26 protein-coding genes are annotated in these 21330 nt (G+C 29.3%); 19 read left to right on the top strand and 7 right to left on the bottom strand.

Annotated features, from left to right (window positions below; translation table 11 throughout):
* Nucleotides 1–68 precede the first annotated feature (68 nt).
* Both rhuM and lgt read left to right on the top strand, forming a co-directional pair.
* Entirely contained in the window at nucleotides 69–902 is an 834-nt protein-coding gene (rhuM, locus tag MOV42_RS10530) for a RhuM family protein (protein WP_324171139.1), read from the top strand.
* 33 nt (nucleotides 903–935) lie between these two features.
* Complete coding sequence (gene lgt / locus MOV42_RS10525; protein ID WP_324171138.1) at nucleotides 936–1763, top strand: prolipoprotein diacylglyceryl transferase; 828 nt, start codon at nucleotides 936–938, stop codon at nucleotides 1761–1763.
* On the opposite strand, the gene MOV42_RS10520 is transcribed toward lgt, so the two are convergent.
* The gene (locus tag MOV42_RS10520; protein ID WP_324171137.1) at nucleotides 1760–2254 is read right to left on the bottom strand and encodes a DUF2062 domain-containing protein; all 495 of its coding nucleotides are present in this window, start codon (nucleotides 2252–2254) and stop codon (nucleotides 1760–1762) included. The two genes, lgt and MOV42_RS10520, sit on opposite strands and share 4 nt — an antisense overlap.
* Nucleotides 2255–2283: 29 nt before the next feature.
* On the bottom strand, nucleotides 2284–3615 hold the full coding sequence (locus MOV42_RS10515; RefSeq protein WP_324171136.1) for a sodium:alanine symporter family protein: 1332 nt from the start codon (nucleotides 3613–3615) through the stop codon (nucleotides 2284–2286).
* Between the two features lie 127 nt (nucleotides 3616–3742).
* On the opposite strand from MOV42_RS10515, the gene MOV42_RS10510 reads away from it, so the two are divergent.
* Nucleotides 3743–5017: a DEAD/DEAH box helicase gene (locus tag MOV42_RS10510; RefSeq protein ID WP_324171135.1), complete on the top strand. Its 1275-nt coding sequence runs from the start codon at nucleotides 3743–3745 to the stop codon at nucleotides 5015–5017.
* A 9-nt stretch (nucleotides 5018–5026) separates the two neighbouring features.
* The gene (gene truC / locus MOV42_RS10505) at nucleotides 5027–5779 is read left to right on the top strand and encodes a tRNA pseudouridine(65) synthase TruC (protein WP_324171134.1); all 753 of its coding nucleotides are present in this window, start codon (nucleotides 5027–5029) and stop codon (nucleotides 5777–5779) included.
* Here truC and MOV42_RS10500 read toward each other — a convergent pair.
* Both MOV42_RS10500 and MOV42_RS10495 read right to left on the bottom strand, forming a co-directional pair.
* A complete protein-coding gene (locus MOV42_RS10500) occupies nucleotides 5733–6011 on the bottom strand; it encodes a heavy-metal-associated domain-containing protein (protein ID WP_324171133.1) in 279 nt (92 codons plus the stop codon). The genes truC and MOV42_RS10500 overlap by 47 nt on opposite strands.
* Entirely contained in the window at nucleotides 6008–8644 is a 2637-nt protein-coding gene (locus tag MOV42_RS10495; RefSeq protein ID WP_324171132.1) for a hypothetical protein, read from the bottom strand. The genes MOV42_RS10500 and MOV42_RS10495 overlap by 4 nt, the downstream gene beginning before the upstream one ends.
* Before the next feature lie 102 nt (nucleotides 8645–8746).
* Between MOV42_RS10495 and MOV42_RS10490 the strand changes: the two genes are divergently transcribed.
* The 3 genes from MOV42_RS10490 to mnmH all read left to right on the top strand — a co-directional run bounded on the left by MOV42_RS10490 (nucleotide 8747) and on the right by mnmH (nucleotide 11429).
* Nucleotides 8747–9190, top strand: coding sequence for a hypothetical protein (locus MOV42_RS10490; protein WP_324171131.1), 444 nt, complete (start codon nucleotides 8747–8749; stop codon nucleotides 9188–9190).
* A 7-nt stretch (nucleotides 9191–9197) separates the two neighbouring features.
* Nucleotides 9198–10076 (top strand): radical SAM protein, encoded by an 879-nt coding sequence (locus MOV42_RS10485; RefSeq protein ID WP_324171130.1) that lies wholly within the window; start codon nucleotides 9198–9200, stop codon nucleotides 10074–10076.
* Nucleotides 10077–10349: 273 nt separating this feature from the next.
* Nucleotides 10350–11429: a tRNA 2-selenouridine(34) synthase MnmH gene (mnmH, locus tag MOV42_RS10480; protein WP_324171129.1), complete on the top strand. Its 1080-nt coding sequence runs from the start codon at nucleotides 10350–10352 to the stop codon at nucleotides 11427–11429.
* Here mnmH and MOV42_RS10475 read toward each other — a convergent pair.
* Nucleotides 11418–12383, bottom strand: coding sequence for an AraC family transcriptional regulator (locus MOV42_RS10475; protein ID WP_324171128.1), 966 nt, complete (start codon nucleotides 12381–12383; stop codon nucleotides 11418–11420). The genes mnmH and MOV42_RS10475 overlap by 12 nt on opposite strands.
* Before the next feature lie 115 nt (nucleotides 12384–12498).
* On the opposite strand from MOV42_RS10475, the gene MOV42_RS10470 reads away from it, so the two are divergent.
* From MOV42_RS10470 to MOV42_RS10445, 6 genes are all read left to right on the top strand, one after another.
* Nucleotides 12499–14547, top strand: coding sequence for a TonB-dependent receptor (locus MOV42_RS10470; protein ID WP_324171127.1), 2049 nt, complete (start codon nucleotides 12499–12501; stop codon nucleotides 14545–14547).
* A 492-nt stretch (nucleotides 14548–15039) separates the two neighbouring features.
* Nucleotides 15040–16128, top strand: a complete 1089-nt coding sequence (locus tag MOV42_RS10465; protein WP_324171126.1) for a tyrosine-type recombinase/integrase — start codon at nucleotides 15040–15042, stop codon at nucleotides 16126–16128.
* A gap of 88 nt (nucleotides 16129–16216) precedes the next feature.
* Entirely contained in the window at nucleotides 16217–16501 is a 285-nt protein-coding gene (locus MOV42_RS10460) for a hypothetical protein (RefSeq protein WP_324171125.1), read from the top strand.
* Between the two features lie 187 nt (nucleotides 16502–16688).
* Entirely contained in the window at nucleotides 16689–16937 is a 249-nt protein-coding gene (locus MOV42_RS10455) for a hypothetical protein (RefSeq protein ID WP_324171124.1), read from the top strand.
* On the top strand, nucleotides 16934–17164 hold the full coding sequence (locus MOV42_RS10450) for a hypothetical protein (protein ID WP_324171123.1): 231 nt from the start codon (nucleotides 16934–16936) through the stop codon (nucleotides 17162–17164). The genes MOV42_RS10455 and MOV42_RS10450 overlap by 4 nt, the downstream gene beginning before the upstream one ends.
* Before the next feature lie 77 nt (nucleotides 17165–17241).
* Nucleotides 17242–17487 (top strand): hypothetical protein, encoded by a 246-nt coding sequence (locus tag MOV42_RS10445; protein ID WP_324171122.1) that lies wholly within the window; start codon nucleotides 17242–17244, stop codon nucleotides 17485–17487.
* 50 nt (nucleotides 17488–17537) lie between these two features.
* Here MOV42_RS10445 and MOV42_RS10440 read toward each other — a convergent pair whose 3' ends face one another.
* Complete coding sequence (locus MOV42_RS10440; RefSeq protein WP_324171121.1) at nucleotides 17538–18143, bottom strand: DUF4852 domain-containing protein; 606 nt, start codon at nucleotides 18141–18143, stop codon at nucleotides 17538–17540.
* Nucleotides 18144–18162: 19 nt separating this feature from the next.
* Nucleotides 18163–18573 (bottom strand): helix-turn-helix transcriptional regulator, encoded by a 411-nt coding sequence (locus tag MOV42_RS10435; protein WP_324171120.1) that lies wholly within the window; start codon nucleotides 18571–18573, stop codon nucleotides 18163–18165.
* 145 nt (nucleotides 18574–18718) lie between these two features.
* Between MOV42_RS10435 and MOV42_RS10430 the strand changes: the two genes are divergently transcribed.
* Genes MOV42_RS10430 through MOV42_RS10405 form a run of 6 tightly spaced genes read left to right on the top strand, consistent with a single transcriptional unit; the run spans nucleotide 18719 to nucleotide 21329 of the window.
* On the top strand, nucleotides 18719–18892 hold the full coding sequence (locus MOV42_RS10430) for a hypothetical protein (RefSeq protein ID WP_324171119.1): 174 nt from the start codon (nucleotides 18719–18721) through the stop codon (nucleotides 18890–18892).
* A 5-nt stretch (nucleotides 18893–18897) separates the two neighbouring features.
* Entirely contained in the window at nucleotides 18898–19116 is a 219-nt protein-coding gene (locus tag MOV42_RS10425; RefSeq protein ID WP_324171118.1) for a hypothetical protein, read from the top strand.
* A gap of 2 nt (nucleotides 19117–19118) precedes the next feature.
* A complete protein-coding gene (locus MOV42_RS10420) occupies nucleotides 19119–19556 on the top strand; it encodes a hypothetical protein (protein ID WP_324171117.1) in 438 nt (145 codons plus the stop codon).
* Between the two features lie 10 nt (nucleotides 19557–19566).
* Nucleotides 19567–20601 carry a hypothetical protein gene (locus MOV42_RS10415; RefSeq protein WP_324171116.1) on the top strand — a complete coding sequence of 345 codons (1035 nt, stop codon included), beginning with the start codon at nucleotides 19567–19569 and terminating at the stop codon, nucleotides 20599–20601.
* The gene (locus MOV42_RS10410; RefSeq protein WP_324171115.1) at nucleotides 20594–20911 is read left to right on the top strand and encodes a hypothetical protein; all 318 of its coding nucleotides are present in this window, start codon (nucleotides 20594–20596) and stop codon (nucleotides 20909–20911) included. The genes MOV42_RS10415 and MOV42_RS10410 overlap by 8 nt, the downstream gene beginning before the upstream one ends.
* A 28-nt stretch (nucleotides 20912–20939) precedes the next feature.
* Complete coding sequence (locus tag MOV42_RS10405) at nucleotides 20940–21329, top strand: hypothetical protein (protein ID WP_324171114.1); 390 nt, start codon at nucleotides 20940–20942, stop codon at nucleotides 21327–21329.
* Nucleotide 21330 lies beyond the last annotated feature (1 nt).

Raw genomic sequence — 21330 nt, 5'->3', positions numbered from 1 at the left:
ATAATATCAGATATAAGCAGACAAAATATAATAAATACTGATTATACTTTAGATGTAAAAGCTTAGTAATGAATAATCTAATAACATACAACGATGGTGAACTAGAATTAAATGTATCCATAGAAAAAGAAACAGTGTGGCTAACACAAAAGCAATTAGGGGAACTTTTTAGTGTAGAATCTCATAATATAACTTATCATATAAAAAATATTTATAAGCAAAAAGAACTAGATAAAAATCCAACTACTCAAAGAATTAGAGTAGTTCAAAAAGAGGGAAACAGAGAAGTTCAAAGAGATGTAGATCATTATAATCTTGATATGATTATCTCTATTGGATATAGAGTAAATTCTATTACTGCTACAAAATTTAGACAGTGGGCTACATCTGTATTGAAAAGTTATATTCAAGATGGTTATGCTATAAATAGAGAAAAGATAACACAACAAAGACTACAATCATTGGAAAATGATATGACTACTTTCAAATCACATATTAAAAATAATATCTTAGAAATAAGGCAAGGGATATTTTTTAAAGGAGAGATATTTGATGCTTATCTATTTGTATCTGAGATAATTAAAAATGCTAAAAAATCAGTTGTATTAATAGATAATTACATTGATGAAGCAGTATTGATATTATTGTCTAAAAATCAGAATATCCATATAATCATCTATACTCAATCAATATCAAAACAGTTAAAGCTAGATGTACAAAAATACAATAAACAATACAATAATCTACATGTAAAGATTACTAAAAATTTCCATGATAGATTTATGATAATAGATGACAAAGAAGTTTATCATATAGGGGCTAGTTTAAAAGATTTAGGCAATAAAATTTTTGCATTTAGTAAGATTGATATGGATAGTATTGATATAATAAAAAAACTGTAGTATAAAAGAAAATAAAAAATAGGAAAACAAATAATGAATAACTGGAATTATATATACGATACCTTTGACCCGATAGCCTTTTATATATTTTCATTTCCTGTACATTGGTATGGAATCATGTATGTTTTAGCCCTAGTGAGTGCTTTGTTTATAGGTAAAGCATTTATTAAAAAAGATAAACTTGATTTTAAAAGTAAAGATTTAGATAACTATTTTATATATGTAGAGATTGGGGTTATTTTAGGTGCAAGATTGGGTTATATTCTTTTTTATGACACTCAAACAATGTATTATATTACTCATCCTTGGGAGATTTTTAACCCATTTCAAAATGGTGAGTTTGTAGGTATCCGTGGCATGAGTTATCATGGTGCAGTTATTGGTTTTTTACTTAGCACTTATATTTACTCCATAAAACATCAAATTGCCTTTGGAAAGATTATGGATTTAGTGGCTCTTTCTATTCCTTTGGCTTTTGTTTTTGGTCGCATAGGGAATTTTTTAAATCAAGAGCTTATAGGTCGCGAAACTGATGTTAGTTGGGGCATATTAGTTGATGGTGTTCTTCGTCATCCATCTCAACTTTATGAAGCTGTTCTTGAGGGTTTTGTAGTTTTTCTTGTAGTTTTTGCATATAAAAAATATCAAAAATTTAGTGGAGAACTAATTTTAATCTATGCTATTAGTTATGGAATTCTTAGAGCTATTGCAGAGATATATCGTGCGCCTGATGTACAAATCGGATATGTTTGTTGCAACATGATAACTCAAGGTCAAGTTATGAGTTTAGGTATGAGTTTTGTAAGTATTTTGGCTTGGTTTTATTATAAGCATAATAGTAGAAAGATAGTTAAATATTAAGTTTTTCTATGATGACGATGAAGTTTTTTATCTCTATTTACTGAGCCTTTCCAAAAATAATTCACTAACCAGTACCCAGTAAATGAACCAACTATCGCATAAATTAAAGTTCCAAAATACAAGTCTATAAAAATATCATCAAGATGTTCGCTAAACCACTCTAAAGTCATCTCAACACAAAGTGCTTCACTCCCTAAAATATAGGAGCCTGTCAGGTACTCGATATAGTACATTGGAGGCATTGTAAAAGGATTACTTAACCAACACATAGCAAGTGCAATTGGAACATTAAACTTAAAAAATGGCATCATCGCTAAAACTAAAACCATCTGCATTGGCATCGGTATAAAAGCGATGAAAAGACCTATGAAAACAGCTTTTGAAACCATTTTACGGTTTGTTGAAAGGTACTCAGGTGGGACTTTATACTTTTTTATAAATTTTTTTAACTTTTCACTTTTACTTATTTTTTTAAGATTTTTTCTGACCATTTATACTGCTTATTATTATATTACTCAAATTATATCTTTTTTAAATTAAAATATCTATCTGTTTCTTCTACCACGACCTTAGATAAAATAAGAAGTGCTATCAAGTTTGGAACTGCCATTAGCCCGTTTGCTACATCTGAGAAGTTCCAAACAAACTTTAACTCCATCATTGCTCCAACAAGAACAAAACTAACAAAGACGACTCTATATATTTTGATAGACTTTTCACCAAAAATATATTCAAAAGCTCTCTCTCCATAATATGACCAGCCAAGAATTGTAGAGTAGGCAAATAATACAGTAGCAAAAACGATGATTATAGCACCTGTATCTCCTAAGAAAAATTCAAAACTCTTTAGTGTTAACTCTCCTGCACTGCCTCCAGTCATCCAAACTGGAGCCATTAAAATTATAAGGGCTGTCATAGTACAAACTACCAGTGTATCTATAAAAGTTTGTGTCATTGATACCAAAGCTTGCTTTACTGGGTCATCAGTTCTTGCGGCGGCTGCAGCTATTGGAGCTGAACCTAGACCTGATTCATTTGAAAATACACCTCTGGCAATACCGTATCTAATCGCAGATGCAACAGCGGCACCTAAAAATCCACCTCCAGCGGCTATTGGATTAATCGCATGATAAAATATCAGACCAAAAGCATCCCCGACTTTGTCAAAGTTCATAATTATAATGACTAGAGCTGTAGAAATATAGACAAGAATCATAAATGGAATTAGGATAGAAGCAGTCTTTCCAATGGATTTTATACCTCCAAGAATTACAAATGAAGTAACAGTCAGTAAAGCGATGCCACTTACCCAAGGTTCTATAGAAAACTGAGTAGAAAGAGCGTGAGCAACAGCATTAGCTTGCGTCATATTTCCTATACCAAAAGAGGCAAGTATTGTGAAAAATGCAAATGCATAACCGAGTTTTGGAAGGTTTGCACCATTCGCAAGGTAGTACATTGGTCCACCTTTAAAGCCGTTTGTCCCTTCTTCTCTATACTTTACGGCTAGTATTGCTTCTGAGTATTTTGTAGCCATTCCTACAAGTCCAGTAACCCACATCCAAAAAACAGCTCCAGGACCACCCATGGTGATAGCTGTGGCAACTCCAACAATGTTTCCAATACCTACAGTTGCAGCTAAAGCAGTCATGAGTGCTTGAAAGTTGGAGATATCACCCTTGGCATCTTTTTCATCTTTTAAAATTAGTTTAAAAGCATGACCAAGTGCCCAAAACTGTAAGCCTTTTAGCCTAATAGTTAAATATAGACCTGTTCCTACTAATAGTGTTAACATAGGAACGCCCCATACTAATGATGAGATGTCAGAAATTATTTGATTTAAGGATTCCACATAGTGCCTTTAGTAAATATAGACTCCATAGTATCAAAAAAGAATTGAAAATCTATTTATATGACCTATTTTCTTTTATTTGTTTAATAATATGCTAAAATTCGATAATTTAAAATAAAGAGTACATATGTCATTTGAAAAATTAGGACTTATTAAACCCCTACTTAGTGCGATTAAAGATTTGGGTTATGAGAATCCGACAACCATACAAAAAAGAGCAATTCCTTTAGTTATGGCAAAGAGTGACGTTTTTGCGACGGCTCAAACAGGTACGGGGAAAACCGCTGCTTTTGCATTACCAATACTTCAAAAACTTCGAAACACAACTGCTGATGAAAACAGACTAATAAAAGCTGTGATTTTATCTCCAACTCGTGAGCTTTCTATTCAAATAGAACAAGACATACAAAATTACTCTAAAAATATGAGTGTAACTAGCACGATATTAGTAGGGGGAAAAGATATATTAGCTCAACAACGCATACTAAAAAAAGGTGTTGATATAGTTATTGCTACTCCTGGTAGATTTATGGAGCATATAGAAAATGGTTTGAAGATTACTGGCATAACTACATTTGTAGTTGATGAAGCAGATAGAATGTTAGATATGGGTTTTTCAAAAGAGATAAGAAAAATCCACTTGATGCTTCCTAAAAGACATCAAACTCTACTCTTTTCTGCGACATATAGCGATAAGGTAAGAAAACTCTCAAAACAGATACTTACAAAACCAGCATTTATAGAAACTGCGAAAAAGAATACAACAGTAGATACAATAAATCAAGTTGCATATATGGTAGATACTACTAGAAAAGCTGAACTCTTAGCTTATCTTATAGGCTCACGAAATTTCCCTCAAGTTTTAGTTTTTACAAGAACAAAAGTAAGTGCTGATGAGTTATTTTTAGAACTTCAAAAAGATGGACTTAAGTGTGGAATTATTCATGGAGATAAAACACAAGCACATAGACTTAAAACATTAAATCAATTTAAAGAAGGTAAAGTTAGAGTCCTTGTCGCTACTGACATAGCATCTAGAGGTTTAGATATAGAAGAACTTCCATATGTTATAAACTATGAGCTTCCTTCTATCCCTGAAGACTATGTACATCGTGTTGGAAGAACTGGAAGAGCAGGGCGAAATGGAGAGGCTATCACACTTTTAGATATATATGAAAAGTATGATGTTAGAGATATAGAAAGACTTATAGGTCAAAAGATTCCACAAGAAACAGTAGAAGGCTTTGAACCTGACCCTAGCATACGCAGAAAAGACCAAGATGAATTAAAACTAAAAAGTGAACATAAAAAAACAGAAGTAAAAAGAATTAGAAAACCTTCAAAAAAAGCTTTTGTAAAACCTGTTTCAAAGAAAAAAAGAAAAACTACAAAAAGAGATTAATCTTAGATTTTGTTTGAAAACTATTCTCTTGAAATTCTTTATAAAGATGAGTATTTAGTAGCAATTAATAAACCATCTGGACTTTTAGTCCATAAATCTATGATAGATAGACATGAGATTTATTTTGCTATGAAGATACTTCGTGATCAACTAGGTCAATGGGTTTATCCGATTCATCGTTTAGATAAACCAACTTCAGGAGTGCTTCTTTTTGCTCTTGATAAACATAGTGCTAAACTAATGTCAGAGCAGTTTATGAGCCATACTATCAAAAAAACATATCTATGTATTGTTCGTGGGTTTACAGATGCTTCAGGTTTAATAGACCATGCTTTAAAAGAAAAACTAGATAAAATTGCAGATAAAGATAAAAGTAAAGAAAAAGAGCCTCAAAAAGCTATGACTGCGTATGAAACTTTAGCATCTGTACAACTCGACTTTGCAGTTGGAAGATACGATAAAGTTCGTTATTCACTTGTAAAAGTACTTCCAAAAACAGGTAGAAAACATCAGATTAGAAGACATATGAAGTATATGTCTCATCATATTTTAGGTGATACAAAATATGGAAGAGGAGAGCATAACAAGTTAATAAGAAAAGAGTTTAATTGTCATAGACTTTTGCTTCATGCTTCTTCGCTAGAGATTATGCATCCATATAGAAAAAAGCATTTAAAAATAGAAGCAGGGTTAGATGAGATTTTTTCTTTTATGCTTAACTCATTTTTCCCACAGCACACGAAACAAAACTTTTTGCTTTAAGACCTGTCGCAGTAAAAACTCCTAGTTCTTCATCATCCATAGGATAACCTAAACCACGCATCTTTTTACGAAACAGTTTCTCATGTTCTTCATCTTTTATATCAACGCTTACAACTCTTGGCTCTTGTTCTAAATCTACTTTAACTTCGCCAAAATCTTTTTTTAGAGCTTCACTAACAGTTTTAGCGCAACCACCACATTTTATATTTAATACTTTAAATTTTTTGTTCATTTGTTCTCCTTTATGTAATTGTTACTTAGATTCCTTGGATGCGTTACTTTCCCATCATATATCACACGACACTCTTTTGACATAATTATATCTGGAACGATAATATCTGATGTGGATTCTATGAGGGATGAACTCCCAGATACTATATCTGAAATTATAGATATATTGGTATCTGCTTTTAAGATTTTATTTACTCCAAATGTAGCGACATCATCAATAGCTTGTGTTCCAATGTTTAGAATCTTTCTTCCTGTCTTCAAAATAGAAGTAGGAATTCTTTGTGTTATATTAACAATAGTTGATGTAGTCTTTGCTGTCTGTGGGTCTTTAATATTTCCTTTTAAGGCTTGTGTGATTATTGCACATCCTTGTTTGTTTACGATGCTAACATCAAGTGAATTTATATCTCCGTTTTGCTCAAAGTCACCAATAGCTACTATGAGAAACTTGTCAGTTGAAAATGCTACATCATCAAGTTTTATCTTTTTATCTTTTAATGAGGCATTTAGTTGTAGATGATTTATCTTTGTATAACTTGAATTTGTATCTGAAAAGTTAGAGATAACAGACTTTGATAAATTTATAATATTGAGACCCATTGCATCGTTTATAGATGATATTTTTTCATCTATATTTATACCAGTTAAAATAGCATCTCTAAGGGCTATATTTGTTTTTGCAGTTTTTTCTTTTATATTGTAAGTAGCATTTCCATCAATGACTCCATGGCTAAGTATGCCATTTTGTTCTATGAGTTTAGCAACTTTTGTAATATCAACTTTTTTCATATATAGTGAAGCTATTTGCTTGTCTAGCACAAACCTTATCTCTCCTCCAAGAGAGTTTGTTTTTATATTTAATGCATCTTTATATGTACCCTCTATTCTCATTGGACCTCGGAATTTATTTGCCATTAATGCTCTATATAAATTGAGTTCTTTTACATCAAAAAGAAAGTCACTTTTTACTTGTTCATTTTCATAAGAAAAAGAGTGTATCACTAATTTATCTTCTTTATGAAAAAGTGACCCTTTAGAATTATATGGAGCTTCAGGCTCTATTTTTAGGTTTAGCTTTAGCGGTATATGCTCTTTTTTATAGTTTAAAATAAGTTTATTTTTAATAGATAGTAGTTCTGGGGTATAGTTTCCTTGAATATCTAGTGATAAATAGTTGTCTACTCTTCCTAGTTTAAAGTTTCTTCGTAGTTCTTCGCTATTTATGTTAAAGTCCATATTATTGAGATTACCTTTTGCCTCAACATCAATATATCCAAAGAATACGATAGGTTTATTAAGTGCAGCAGTTAGAGCATGAAGATTTAAGTTACGAGTGTAAAAGTTAAAATTTTTATCTTCTAATTTTAAAAGTGTCTGAGACTCAAAACTAGAACTAGATACTTGCAGTTTTAAGTTATTTTGATAAGTTACTTTTCCTTTCATATCAAGTAAATTATTTTTAAGTGGCACAGATGCTTTGAAGTTAGACTTTAGTAGTTTTGATTTTAGATTGTATGAACCATCCGCTATTACGCTTATATTATGCTCTTTTAAGTCCAGTTTTTTCATAAAGAAGGCACTTATTTTGTATGAAGCAGTTAATTTATTGTCTTTATATTTTAAGTTTGGAACGGATAGTTTAACTTTTTCTATTCTCTGTTTATTGTAAACGAGCCAAGGAGAGCTAAATAGAAAGTCAGCATCTAGTGTTTTTATGTCTAATTTAGCCTCTAGATTTAGATAACCACGCGCTTTTATTTTTTGTTGTGTAGTTTTAAGAACTTTTGAAAGATGTATATTTTTTGCATCTAAATAGAGATAATCTTCTTTATATGTAATATTTAATTCACCTCCAAGCGAAGATGTGTGAAGTGTAGTATGGAGGTTTTTAGTATTAAAGTTTAAATTGTCTAAAATTATATTCTCATTTCTAAAGCCTATCTTTGTATAGGCTGAAATATTTCCATCTTTAAAAGTAGCATTAGCATCTACACTTGTTTTGTGAAAATTTGGAGGCTTAAATGAGCTAATAAGTTTGAAGTTATCTTTCTCATGAAGTAGTTTTATAGCTACATCTTTAAACTCTGTTCCTAAAATATTTATGGTTTTAGTTTGTAAGTTTATAGATATGTTTGCATCTGTGTAGAGTTTTAGTGAAAGGTCAAGCACTGCATTTGCTTTTACTTCTTGAGCATTTTGCTCTTGAAGTGTTTTTAGGTTTAAAGAAGTTGCATCTACTCCAACGAACCAGTTATTTTGCATTTCTTTTATTGTAACATTTGCGTCAGCTTCGTAAAGAGAAGCTTGAGCAGTTATAAGAAGTAACTTGTCATAGTAGATGTCTGCAGTAGCTTCTCCATAACCTTTTAGTGGATGGTAAGTTTTAAAAGCGTCTATGTCACCACGATAGTAGGCTCTAACTTTAAGTGGATAGATGCTGATGACATTTGCAATTATAGTGTTGTTTGTTTTTGAAACATAAGCATTTGCACTTAAAGGGATGATGCTAAGTGAAGTGATTTTTACTTTTCGTTCTAATAGTGCAGATGCATAGTTTTCTATTAAATGAGATACAATAGGTTTAAAGAAAAAAATAACACTAACAACAACAACACCAAAAATATACTTTTTCACTGGAGTTTTCCTGTTTTTAAGGCATTTTACAATATTGCACCTTGTCAATGTTTAATTTATACTCTTTATGTATAATCCCATTAAATTTTAATAGGAGAAATTATGGAAGCAATTTATCCATATACGCATATTATACACCTTATCTTAGCAATAATCTTTTTAGGTTATGTATTTAGTGACTTGGCTGTTATCTCAACACTTAAGAACAAGTTTGAAAAAGAAACACAACAAAAAATAAACAAGACACTTGGACAAAGAAGTTTTAAGATATTTCCCCTTTCACTTTTACTTTTAGTTTTAACAGGTGGTATGATGATGTCAAAGTACATCAACTCGGATGCAGGTTTCATCCAAACAGATTTGCAAAAGATATTGGTATTTAAAATTGTTTTAGTATTAGTCATAGTTGCAGGAGTTTTATCAAACCTTTATGTAAGATATACAAAGGGCAAAAAGAGCAATTTTATGGAACATCACTTTCATAAACTTGTAATAGTTCTAGGACTTTTTATAGTAATAGCTGCTAAGTGGATGTTTATAGCTTAAATCATAGATGCTAGAATATTCATACCCGCTTTACAGACCACCTGCAGAAGCTGACAATATCATCATACAAGCTACATACGGTTGTAGCTACAATAACTGCACATTTTGCTCTATGTACAAAACAAAGAGCTTTGAAGTAAGAGTCATAGAAGATGTCTTTAGAGATGTTGATACCCTTTCTCACTCATATCCAGATGCTAGAAAAGTATTTTTAGCAGACGGAGATGCTCTAGCCCTTGATACGGACTATCTGTTAAAACTGCTTTTGTACTTAAAACAATCATTTGTAAAATTAGGACGCGTTTCTCTATACGCATCTGCACAAAACATACTTAACAAATCTAGTCAAGAGTTAGAAGCGTTAAAAGAAAATGGTTTAAATCTTATTTACTACGGAGTAGAGACGGGCAGTGACACAGTTTTAAAGAAGATAACAAAAGGTGTAAATCAAAGCGAAATCATCGAGTCACTAAATAAAGCCTCAGATGCAGGACTGAAAATATCTGCAACAGTCATACTTGGCATGGGTGGAATAAAGTATTCAGATGAGCATATAAAGAAAAGTGCAGAAGTCATGAATGCCACAAGAGTAAACTACCTCTCAACTTTGCAACTAGGACTTGAAGAAGATGCAAAGGAAAAATTTTACAAACACTTCAACGACTTTGAGAAGTTGGATGATATAGAACTACTGCAAGAGCAAAAAAAGTTTTTAGAACTATTAAACCCAACTAACAATGTCATATTTCGTTCGAACCACGCTTCTAATGCTCTGCATCTAGCAGGGAACTTACCAAGAGAAAAGGCTAGACTCATAGAAGAACTGAATAATGCTTTAATCGTTGGCGAGAGGGCTTTTGTACCTCAGATGTTTAGAGGGTTCTAAAATATAGATATAATCTTGTATGAAAAACAAAAATAACAAAACTTTTATATATGGAGTGGTTATATTCATTATTGTAATATTCTTAATAGCTCTATACGGCTTTTATGAAAAAAATAGAAAAGTACAGCTATATAAAGATTTCAGAGCCAACAAAAAGATTATGTGTGGTAATATTATTGTACAAAAAAGTAGAGGATGGGTTATCAAAAATAATAGATTTTTTAGTAATACTAAGACTATGAAAACTATAGTTTTTTGTAAAAGTGTAAATTAATGTTCAGTAATGACTTCAAGTCTATCGTTTTAAACTCTACACCTCTTATTGATGTCCGTGCTTCTGTGGAATTTAAAAAAGGTTCATTTCCTCATGCAGTAAATCTGCCAATTATTAATGATGAGGAGAGACATAAAATAGGGACTTGTTATAAACAACATGGTAATAACGAAGCTGTAAAACTTGGGTATAAACTTGTTAGCGGTAGGATTAAAAATGAGCGTGTTCAAGCATGGTCGAACTTTATAAAAGAAAATTCTGATGCCAAGCTTTTTTGCTTTAGAGGTGGTCAACGCTCAAAAATATCACAAGAATGGCTTAGCCAATCAGGGAACGATATTTCAAGAATTAAAGGTGGTTATAAAGCCTTTAGAAATTATCTTATAACTGAAATAGAAGAGTCTATCAACAATTTTAAGCCAGTTATCCTTGGTGGCCGTACAGGCTCTGGAAAAACAATCCTACTTAAAACTTTAAAAAACTCTATAGACCTTGAAGGTCTAGCAAATCACAGAGGTTCATCTTTTGGTCAAAAAAATACTCCACAACCTTCACAAATAAATTTTGAAAATGATATGGCTTATGAGCTTATTAAAAAACTGGATAAGAGTTTAAAATACATAGTTTTTGAAGATGAAGGTAATCGTATTGGTAGTGTATTTATCCCTAAAATTTTTGCAGACTATCTTTCCAAAGCTCCACTAATAATACTTGAAACACCAATAAAGAAAAGAGTAGAGATAACATTTTATGAATATGTACTCCAAGCACAAACAATGTATGCAAATAATATTGAAAAATGGAGGGATGAAATACTGGGTGCGATGCATAGAATAAAAAAAAGACTTGGGAGCCAGAGGCATAAAGAGGTCTGTGATATATTTGAAAAAGCTTTTAATGAGCAGTTACAAAAAAACTCGATTGAAGGACATAAAAAATGGATAGAGTTTCTTTTAATTGAGTATTATGATCCAATGTATGACTATCAAATTCAAAAACGATTTGAACAAGTAGAGTTTAGAGGTTCAAGCGAAGAAATAGTTGAGTATTTAGCAAAAAAGTATATGTCAATAAGCTGACTTAATTATATTTTTTGGAGAGATTCCATATTTTTTAAAAAAAGCTATAGAAAAATTACTTTGATATTTATAACCTACAAATGAAGAAATTTCAAAGATTGAATGTTTACCTTTTTTTAATAGATTTTTCGCTTTTATCATTCTACATTCTAAAATATATTTAAATACAGTAGTTTTGAAGTAAAGCTTAAAATTTTGTTGTAATTTTGTTTCATTTGTAGCTGCTAATTTTGCTAGTATTTTTAGACTAATCTCCTTATCTAAATTAAGTATTATATACTCTTGTACTTTAGCTAAATATGCTTTTTCTTGTTGATTTATAGAACTCTGTTGTATATTTTGTATAGATGAGAGCCAATCATATAAGAGTTCATAAGTTTGACTTTGTATAAATAGTTTTTGAAGTTTATTATGAGAATTTAATGATGAAATATTATGTAATTTACATATTGTGTCATAACTACAGGGGGATTGATTTATAAAATCAAAATAAGGTTTTGTTTCTAATTTATACAAAATTGTATTTATCTTAGAATCAGAATTTTTTTCTAAAATATTTTGTTTTAAAAAATCACTAGATGTAAAAATATTTATCGCTTTTACATGTGAGCCTTTTTTGTAAAAGCTTGTACCATTTTCACAATTTAAAGCAGAAATATTGAGTTGATTTGTTTCAAATTTTTTACTAATATCAAAATCATAATTATGATATAGCATATCTCCTTGTAGAAAACTAGTAAAGGAAAACATTTTTTTTTCAAATTTATTTTTTATTATGAAATCTTTTTTTACTTTTATATCTATTTGAGTCAATCCAATACCATTGGAAATATTTATATGTTTAAAAGTACCTATACCCAAAGTGTCTGGAATAATAAGTTCATCACTAGTATTTGTATTTAGTTTCTGTTTGGTATATTCTTCTATATCCAAAAAAGATATTACTTTAGACATTTTAATCCTTCATAATTTTTTTATAATAAAAATGATATTGATATTGATATTGATATTTATTATTAACTAAAGTATAGTGTAATTAAATTTAACTATTCTTGAAAGGAAAGAAATAATGATAAAAAAAACTAAATGGGTAGCAATAGTATTGAGTATAATAACATCAAGTATATTGATGGCAGAAACAACAATACTCAATGATATCACAGTTACAGCAAACAAACAAGGCAACAAAAAAGTATCTCAAATTGCGGGAAGTGTTAGTGTTGTAGATGATATTAAAATTGCAGATCAGAATATTGATGAAACAACAAAACTAACAAGCTTGACTCCTAGTTTTTACATAACCAAAACAGGACCAACTGCCATGACTACATTTGCTTCTATGCGAGGGATTACAGGTGGAATGACAGGAATACCTGCTGTTGGGTTTTATGTAGATGATATATATTATAGTGGGCTAGATATGGCTTTATTTGATATAGAGAGAATTGAAATATTAAAAGGACCTCAAGGTACTTTATATGGTAGAAATTCTGAAGCTGGTATTGTAAATATAGTAACAAAAAAAGGTAAAATGAAAGATAGTGCTAAAATTGGGATTGATTACTCCTCATTTAATACTATTAAAACAAATGCTTATATAAATAAGATTATCAATAAAGATACAGTATTAAGAGCAGCTATTAGATATACAAAAACAGATGGCTATTTTACAAATAAGTATAACAATGATGATAAGATAGGTAAAAATATAACTACAGACTTTAGAGTATTTTTAGATAGAAGAATAAATGATAAATTAAAATTTACTTTAGGGTATGAAAAGCAAGATAGTGATTCTCCATCTTATGCACAATTTGCAGCTTATGATTCAAAAGATTTAAGAAAAGATATCAATGTAGATGCCTTGGGTAAAACATCTAAAAAGTCACAAGGACTAAATTTAAACTTAAAGTATGATACTGAAGATATGAAAATTGTATCAATAACTTCTGTAAGAGATGAACAATATAAAAGTGCAAATGATGTAGATTTTAATCCATTTGATTTAGTATATTTAGATTTAGCAAAAGATATAGATTATATAAGTGAAGAGTTGAAATTTATGTCAAATAACAATGATGATTTTGAGTGGATTGGTGGAGTGTTTTTATTATTAGAAAAAGATAAAAGAGAATACAATACTTGGATGAATTTTGCCAATATGGGTATGGGAGTACCGGGAGAAACTTTAAATCAAAAAAGTGATACCAAAACAACAGGAACAGCCCTTTTTGGTGAAGTTAGTAAAATAATATATGATATAAAAATTACTTTTGGTCTTAGGTATGATAGAGAGAAAAAAGAATTTAACTATACCCAAACTGGTATTGGTGGAGTTGGTATGTTAGCAGCAATGGGGTATGCTAACGAAACTGGCAATAAAAGTAAAACATTTGATGCTTGGTTACCAAAACTATCTTTAATGTATGAAAAAAATGAAAATTTTATACCTTATGTCATTATTTCTAAAGGATATAGAAGTGGTGGATTTAATGATAAAGAGAAAATGGGAACATCTTATAAACCTGAATTTACTACAAATTATGAAATAGGTTTCAAATCATCACTTGCAAATAATTTAAGTTTAAACGGCTCTTTATACTATATAAAATGGGATGATATGCAAGTAGAAGTTTTAGTAGGAACTTCTGTATATACTGATAATGCTTCAACAGCTACAAGTAAAGGTGTTGAATTAGAATTGGACTATATGCCAACAGATAACTTAAGTATCTCTATGGGAATATCTAAAGTGGAGGCTAAATATGATTCTTATTCAAGGGGAACAGTAAATTATAGTGGGAAAAAAGTTGTTGATGTACCTGAAACTACTTTTAATCTTAGTTCTACTTATAGAGATGCAAGTGGTATATATGCAAGTGTAAACTATTCAAAATTTGGTAAATTGTACTTTGATAATGGAAATACAAAATCACAAAGTTATGCTATTTCAAATATCAAGATTGGATATGAAGAAGATGATTATGATGTATATATTTATGGAAATAATATCTTAGATGAAGAGTATAAAACAAGAGCCTTCGAAGTAAGTAATGCTTGGTATGCAAGAGCAGGAGCACCACAAAGTTTTGGAGTAGCTCTTAACTATAGATTTTAATGAATTTTAAAATTTTAGATAACAAAATATCTCTTTTTACTTTTATTGTATACATTGCAGTTTGTAGCATTAGGTTTTTCTATGGGGCAATTCCTGCAATATTAGGCTCAAAAGGTATATCTTATAGGTCTTATTTGGGTATTTGAGTTTACATGGTTGGACTTGTAATTGTGTAGTTACTATTTAGTAATTGAAAAAGTAACGGTTGGTATATTTAAAAGTGAAGGGGTAATTGTGTAATTACAACATGTGTTTACCTACAAAAAGTACCACCTAAAAAGTAAATTATCTTAGAATGATGGTGTCAAGAGGGGGACTTGAACCCCCGACCCCCGGCTTATGAGATAGAAGGTCTAAATATACAAATTGATACAGAGGGGCTATTTCACGATATTGAGCCTGATTATTAAGTTTATATGCGGTAATATTCCGAATATAATTACATATCTTTACAATATTAAGTATGACCTAAAGTATGACCCAAGGATTTAAATGGCTTTTCCAAAGTTAACCGCAACACAACATAAAGGAATCTATACATACAAACATCCAATTAAAGGAACTGTATTTGTAGGCTCATTTAAAATAGGTAAAGATCAATATAAAAGAACAGTAGGTTATAGTAACGACGATTATAAGACAAATGCCAGAATGGCATTTATAAATAAAGAAACTCTTAGAGCTAAATATAAAAATAAAGACTCTCAAGAGATTAAAAAAATTTATACATTTGAAAAACTTTTTGATGAATATATAGAATCAGTTAAACAAGTGCAAACCACAGCAACAATAGAAACGAAAGAATACTACTTTAAAAAGCATATAAAAAATAAAATAGCTAATAAGCTAATAAATAATATTGTCCCAGGTGAAATCCAAAAAATTATAAACGAAATGTTAAAAAATGGTTATGCTCCTCAGACTGCAAAGCATTTAAATAATATTATAAAAGCAACATTAAACTATGCTATTAGAATGAAATACATAAATTTTAATGCTGCCAATCATGTAGAACTTCCAAAATTTGACAACACCGTTGAATATACGCTTACAAATGATGAAGCAAAAAAGCTCTTTTCTACAATTTTAAATTTTAATGAGTTAGTGTATAGAGGTATATTCACTTTTTTATTTCATGGACATCGAAAATCAGAGATTTTAAATCTTAAGTGGGATTATATAGATTTAAATAATAGAGTTTATGAAATACCGGCAAAGATAAATAAAGCAAAGAAAAATAAAAAACATCCGATTACAGATATTTTATTTGAGATTCTTTTAAACATAGATGATAAAAGTGAATATATTTTTAAGTCTCCAGTAACTGGAACTAAGTTTAAAGATATTAGAAAAGCATGGGTAAGAATAAAAAAAGAAGCAAAAATTACTAAATCATTCCGCATACACGATATAAGACATTTAATAGGTAACACAACAATAAATGAGCTTGGACTTAGTTCTAATGTTGCAGCAGCAATCTTAGGGCATTCAACTAATGCAATGGTAGAAGAACGGTACAGCGATGTAAGAGTAGACACTATATCAAAAGGTCTTAATTTAATATTTGAGCATTTAAAATAGAAAAAGGTATAGTAATAATATACTTTTTAAGTTATATTTAAGCAAGGTATAGGTATAATATACTATATCAAAAGAAAAAGGACTTAAAATGTGGAAGAACATAGAAATTAACTCAAACAGCGTTCAAACTGAAACAATAAAAGCGACTTTAATTAAAGTTCCAAAAACAGAATTTTTATTTTGGCATCCATCAAAATTAATTAGAAAAAGTGGGAAAGATGGCTATAAGTTATCTTTTGGTTATACTGATAACTTTACATTCAAACTTTTTAGAAATGGAAAAGGCAAACACAATTCACATGAAAAAATAGAAGAAATAGAATTATCGGCACAAGATTTTGAAAAAAGATTTTTCAAGACAGAGGAGGATTAAATTATAAATAAAATAAAAAAACCAATATACAAAGAACTAGCAAAATATCTATCAGTTTCAGAACAGACCGTCAAACAATATCCTAAAATTAAAAGAGATTTAATGATACATGGATTGTGGCGGTTAAAAGAAATAAAAGTAAAAAAGTATAGTAATAATATACTATATTAAAAGAAAAGGCTAAATTATGAAAACTTATATTAAAGAAGTAAATGGTTTAAAAATTGTTGTTCCTCATGGAAAATGTAGTTTTGTAAATTACAACCCTCAAGAAATTAAGGTTTTAACAAAAGAAAATATAGATTTACCAATTTGTAATGATGTTACTTTTGTTTCTAATGGAGTTGCAAAAACTTTCAAATTAGCAGAAGAATTTAATCCAAAAAAATGGAACAGAGTTAATCCTTCTTTTATGATACTAAAGCATGTATTGTGAAAGTAGTTAATTTACAAAAGCAACATAAGCTTTATAATAAAGATAGCCAATCAGACGGTTTTGGAATTGGTTATCATGGTTCAGGTAAAGGTTTTTTAAATAAAGACCTTAACGAAAAAGCTATTTATTGTGAAGATATAAAACCTGAAATATTTATGACACTTTCAAATGATACTAGATATGAGTTCGGTATCTTTAGTTCTTGGGAATTTATTCCTCATAGCTAAATATTATTCTACTGGAGAATACAATGAAGTTTCAATCTAAAGCTAAAGATAAAAATAATAAAAAAGGAGAAAATTAGATGGATAGAGGATTAACATTAACTTTTAGTGTAGTTGGGATGATGATGTATCTTGTGTTTTACATAGTAGTTTTATTTAGTGGAGGTGATAACATTTTTCCGCTTCTTGGATGGTTAGGAGCTGATAATTTTAGATTTTCAGATGTTGTTTTCGAACCTCTTCTGTGGGGAATAATAGGAAATGTGGTTGGTTCTGTTTTTTGGCTGTGTTGGCTGTTTGTTGATACATTGAGAGCTGAGCATTAATGCTATTTCTTATGAGTATGAAAAAACAGCTCCTGATTTATTTTTACTATTTACAAATTTTTAGAAATTATTTCATTTCCATCATCTGTTAAAATAGTTATACTTGTTATATCTGCGTTTAAAACTTTAGAATGATTCCAATGCACTTTTTTTACCTGAACTTTAGATGTTTTAATATAAATAATAGCAGTTATCTTTCTATTTCTTTGTAGTTTTTTTGATAATCTTTTAGCATCTACAAATGCTACTTTAATATTTGCTATATCCTCAACATTGTTAAATGATAAGGCATATCCATTTTTAAATGGTATATAAGTATCCTTTGAAAAACCAGTAGAAAATGTATTGTTTTTGAAATCATACTTACCAAGTGTAGAACCAACTTTTACAAAATAACTATTGTTAGCTTTTGCATCAGTGAGCTTCTTTTTAAATACAGGTTTGATTTTTTTCATTAATTCGTATTGAGTAAATTCGTCACGAGCATTTTTATATTCTTGTGATAAGGTCTTTACAAGGTTCTCATTCGTTATAGGGAGGTCAGCTCTCGACTCATATATAAATGCTATATTTTCATCTGTCAATCTATCGGCTGTTTGTGCATTTAAACTCAATAATAAACTTAATATTATTAATCCTATTTTTACTATTTTCATATTGTTATCCTTTTTTTATTTAAAACTCTTCGTCAAAAGCTTGAAGTTGTTTTTTTAGTTTAATTAAGATTTTATCAATCCAAGACTTAGGAACTTCTTTTAGAAGTTCAAGAAGCTCCTGAATCTCTTCACTATCTGCGTAGTCATTTGTATTCACTTTGATAAAACCGTTTATTGCTACATTACTACAATGATTAACATTAATGCCATTACAGTCTTGAATAAATATCTCGCCTTTACCAGTTATTAACCAATTAATATTTACATTAAATATTTTATTCATGTTTATAATTATTTTTAGCGGAGGTTCTACTTGCCCTTTCTCATAACTAGAAATTTGACCCTGTGTACTATTGAGTTTTTTAGCAAAATCTGTTTGATTTAACCTGAGTTCTTTTCTAATATTCAATATATTGCTATTTATATTCATTATTAACCTATTTTTATTGACTTATGTTATAAATAGATGTATAATTATTGATATACATAATATTTATACATATTCTTACGATTTAATCTTTTAGGATACCAATTAAAAGATTAAATTGTAATGAAATAAACTACGAGGAATTTTAATGATTAATGAATATATCTTAAAAATAAAGTCTGAAATTAAACTTTTAAAGACTGATTTAAAGAGTTGGGAAGCTTTTAATAAGCATAAAAATGATTTTGTTAGAGATGAAATAACATCCAAACAAAAACTTATTAAAAAACTAAAGAAGTCTATCTATCGAAAAAAGGATTAATAAATATGAAAGAATCATCGAATCTAATAAAAATAGAACAACTTGTAGTTTTTCTAAATGAACATTTTAGTTCTAATTTCTCAACAGGAACAATAGTTAAATTAAGAAACTCTAAGGTAATCCCAGCAGTTGATGTAAGAACACCAGAAACTAAAATAGCAAGATGGAAATATAGCTTTGAAGATGTTAAAAAGGCTTTAGAAGCATCTAAACAAAAAGGTTAAATATGAAATTTGCAAATAAAAATCAAGTAGACTTAAAAACACATCTTCAAATATTTGAACTTTCTGAAACTATTATAGATAAAATTGTTTTACATGCAGATGACAATTGGATAAAACAACTTATTTTAAATCTTGAAAGTGCTACTAATCCACAAGAAGCTTTATCAAGCACTTTAGAACTTTTTTTATTAAAGAATTTCTCAACGACTCCAGCATATATATCAAAAAAAAACATTATTAAAATATTTCCAATATCAATGAGAAAATTTGAAGAGCTAATAAGAGCTAGGTTAGTTCCATTTATTGAAGTTACTAAAAAGAATAGAGTTTTTAACATAGATGAAATATATGATCATCTTCAAAATTATAAAGTTGATTCGATTGTTTACAAAGTCGACCCAGTTGCTTTAAAAAGTGCAATAAATACATTAGCTAGTTGAGGATTGAAATTTGGTAAATATAAAATATTTAAAAATATTAAAACCAAAAACAAGACCTGTTCAGCTTGAACCATGGTTTTTTAGATACTTAAATGCGGGACAGTTAAAAGTTTTAAGTGCGATTGTTGCACATGCCGATTATGTAACACGCTCTAAAGATAGTTTTGCTTCAAATAAAACTATTGCTTTTTATGGTGGCTTTGGTCTTATAAATAGTGATACTAAAGATTATAAGTATTTTCAGACATTAACAACAGATGAAAAAATAGCTTACAAAAAAAAGAAAATCAAAAATGCAATTCAGACAGTTAAAAATATTAAAGGACAATTAGAAAAATTGGGAGTAATTAAGAGGGAAATTATAAATACTAAATCATATGCAGTAGTAGATTTGGAGTGGTCAAAAGAGCGATATCTAAAAGAATTTGATGAATACTTTAATGATGACACTAAAGATACAGAACCAACAGAAAATGAAATTAATAAAGAGCTATCACTAATCACAAAACTTGCAAATGAAGGAAACATTTCAAAAGATAATTTAGCAACACAACTAGAAAGCTTAACAAGTAAATTGAAAGTTGAGATAAAAGATGAAAGTCCAAATGTAACAATACCAGTAGAAAATATAAATAAAACTGTCGAATGGATTATGAATACTAAAAAGATAAAAACTAAAATTGCAGAAGGTAAAATTAAAAATATTGGTGGATATAAAAACTCGATAAAAAAACAGATACAAAATAATACATTTAATGGTATAGACTTACTTTATGCTGGTCTACTAGAAAGTGAAAGAAAAAAAATAGAAACAGAACAATCACCTAAACAACAAAATATTTCTACTGATTTAATAGATGCAAAAACTCCTTCGAATGCTATTGATATTTTTATAAAAAGTTATAAAACAACAAATAGAATCGATTACGCATTTTTAGAAGCTAGTAAGGGATTGAGCTATAAAGAACAAGAAGTTCTTGATAAATTCAAAGAAGAGTTTGAATCTACAATTATTTGGGATTCACTAAGGAAAAAAAATGAATGAAAGATATAGTGTGAATGTAAAAATATATCCTGAATTGTTAAAGTATAAAGATGATTTTGGAAATGCTATCAAAATATATTATGACAAGGTTATGGTAGATGAAAATTATGATAATTATGTTTCAGAAAGTATAAAAGTGTCTTGCAGACTTAAGTGTGTATATGCACCAAATTACTATAAAAATATGATTGATACAGTAAAGAATATGATTAAATCTATGAATAAAGGAGAGAAAAAAACAACAATTAGTGACTCAGTTATTATGAATAATGTACTAGCGAGTTTAAAAGATATAAGTTGCTTTAACTAAAAAGTAATTAAAAAAAAAGGTAAAGATGATGAGCAAAGAGATAAGTAATGAGCAAGGTAATGAGCAAAAAAAAGCATATAATTGTCCAGTTTGTGGTGCTGGTGTAAAATTCACTACAGACCCAACAACAAAAAAATTAAAAGCAATCAAATGTGCAACGAATATATATGATCAACAACAAAAGAAAAATGTTGGTTGTGATTTTATTGTTTACTCAAATCAAAAACTCTTAGAACCAAAACTACTGCTTAAAGATGAATTAAAAGCACTTGTCGGTGAAGATACTCTACGCATAAATAATTTAACTGTATTTATAGATGCAAAGAATCCAACTATAGGTAAAAATAAAAAGAAGGAAGAAGTTAGATATTACTTAAAAATTGAAAGAGATGAAGATATTGAAGAAGAGGTTGTTTAAA

This window comes from Sulfurimonas sp. (assembly GCF_029027405.1).
Lineage (GTDB): Bacteria > Campylobacterota > Campylobacteria > Campylobacterales > Sulfurimonadaceae > Sulfurimonas.
Note: the sequence above shows the minus strand (reverse complement) of the source record. Positions and strands in the feature narration are given on the sequence as shown.

Bases quoted from the DNA above. Each gene is read 5' to 3' on its own strand.
- rhuM (WP_324171139.1), top strand. From the start codon at position 69: ATGAATAATCTAATAACATACAACGATGGTGAACTAGAATTAAATGTA.
- lgt (WP_324171138.1), top strand. From the start codon at position 936: ATGAATAACTGGAATTATATATACGATACCTTTGACCCGATAGCCTTT.
- MOV42_RS10520 (WP_324171137.1), bottom strand. From the start codon at position 2,254: ATGGTCAGAAAAAATCTTAAAAAAATAAGTAAAAGTGAAAAGTTAAAA.
- MOV42_RS10510 (WP_324171135.1), top strand. From the start codon at position 3,743: ATGTCATTTGAAAAATTAGGACTTATTAAACCCCTACTTAGTGCGATT.
- MOV42_RS10500 (WP_324171133.1), bottom strand. From the start codon at position 6,011: ATGAACAAAAAATTTAAAGTATTAAATATAAAATGTGGTGGTTGCGCT.
- MOV42_RS10490 (WP_324171131.1), top strand. From the start codon at position 8,747: ATGGAAGCAATTTATCCATATACGCATATTATACACCTTATCTTAGCA.
- MOV42_RS10485 (WP_324171130.1), top strand. From the start codon at position 9,198: ATGCTAGAATATTCATACCCGCTTTACAGACCACCTGCAGAAGCTGAC.
- mnmH (WP_324171129.1), top strand. From the start codon at position 10,350: ATGTTCAGTAATGACTTCAAGTCTATCGTTTTAAACTCTACACCTCTT.
- MOV42_RS10475 (WP_324171128.1), bottom strand. From the start codon at position 12,383: ATGTCTAAAGTAATATCTTTTTTGGATATAGAAGAATATACCAAACAG.
- MOV42_RS10470 (WP_324171127.1), top strand. From the start codon at position 12,499: ATGATAAAAAAAACTAAATGGGTAGCAATAGTATTGAGTATAATAACA.
- MOV42_RS10465 (WP_324171126.1), top strand. From the start codon at position 15,040: ATGGCTTTTCCAAAGTTAACCGCAACACAACATAAAGGAATCTATACA.
- MOV42_RS10460 (WP_324171125.1), top strand. From the start codon at position 16,217: ATGTGGAAGAACATAGAAATTAACTCAAACAGCGTTCAAACTGAAACA.
- MOV42_RS10455 (WP_324171124.1), top strand. From the start codon at position 16,689: ATGAAAACTTATATTAAAGAAGTAAATGGTTTAAAAATTGTTGTTCCT.
- MOV42_RS10445 (WP_324171122.1), top strand. From the start codon at position 17,242: ATGGATAGAGGATTAACATTAACTTTTAGTGTAGTTGGGATGATGATG.
- MOV42_RS10440 (WP_324171121.1), bottom strand. From the start codon at position 18,143: ATGAAAATAGTAAAAATAGGATTAATAATATTAAGTTTATTATTGAGT.
- MOV42_RS10435 (WP_324171120.1), bottom strand. From the start codon at position 18,573: ATGAATATAAATAGCAATATATTGAATATTAGAAAAGAACTCAGGTTA.
- MOV42_RS10430 (WP_324171119.1), top strand. From the start codon at position 18,719: ATGATTAATGAATATATCTTAAAAATAAAGTCTGAAATTAAACTTTTA.
- MOV42_RS10425 (WP_324171118.1), top strand. From the start codon at position 18,898: ATGAAAGAATCATCGAATCTAATAAAAATAGAACAACTTGTAGTTTTT.
- MOV42_RS10420 (WP_324171117.1), top strand. From the start codon at position 19,119: ATGAAATTTGCAAATAAAAATCAAGTAGACTTAAAAACACATCTTCAA.
- MOV42_RS10410 (WP_324171115.1), top strand. From the start codon at position 20,594: ATGAATGAAAGATATAGTGTGAATGTAAAAATATATCCTGAATTGTTA.
- MOV42_RS10405 (WP_324171114.1), top strand. From the start codon at position 20,940: ATGAGCAAAGAGATAAGTAATGAGCAAGGTAATGAGCAAAAAAAAGCA.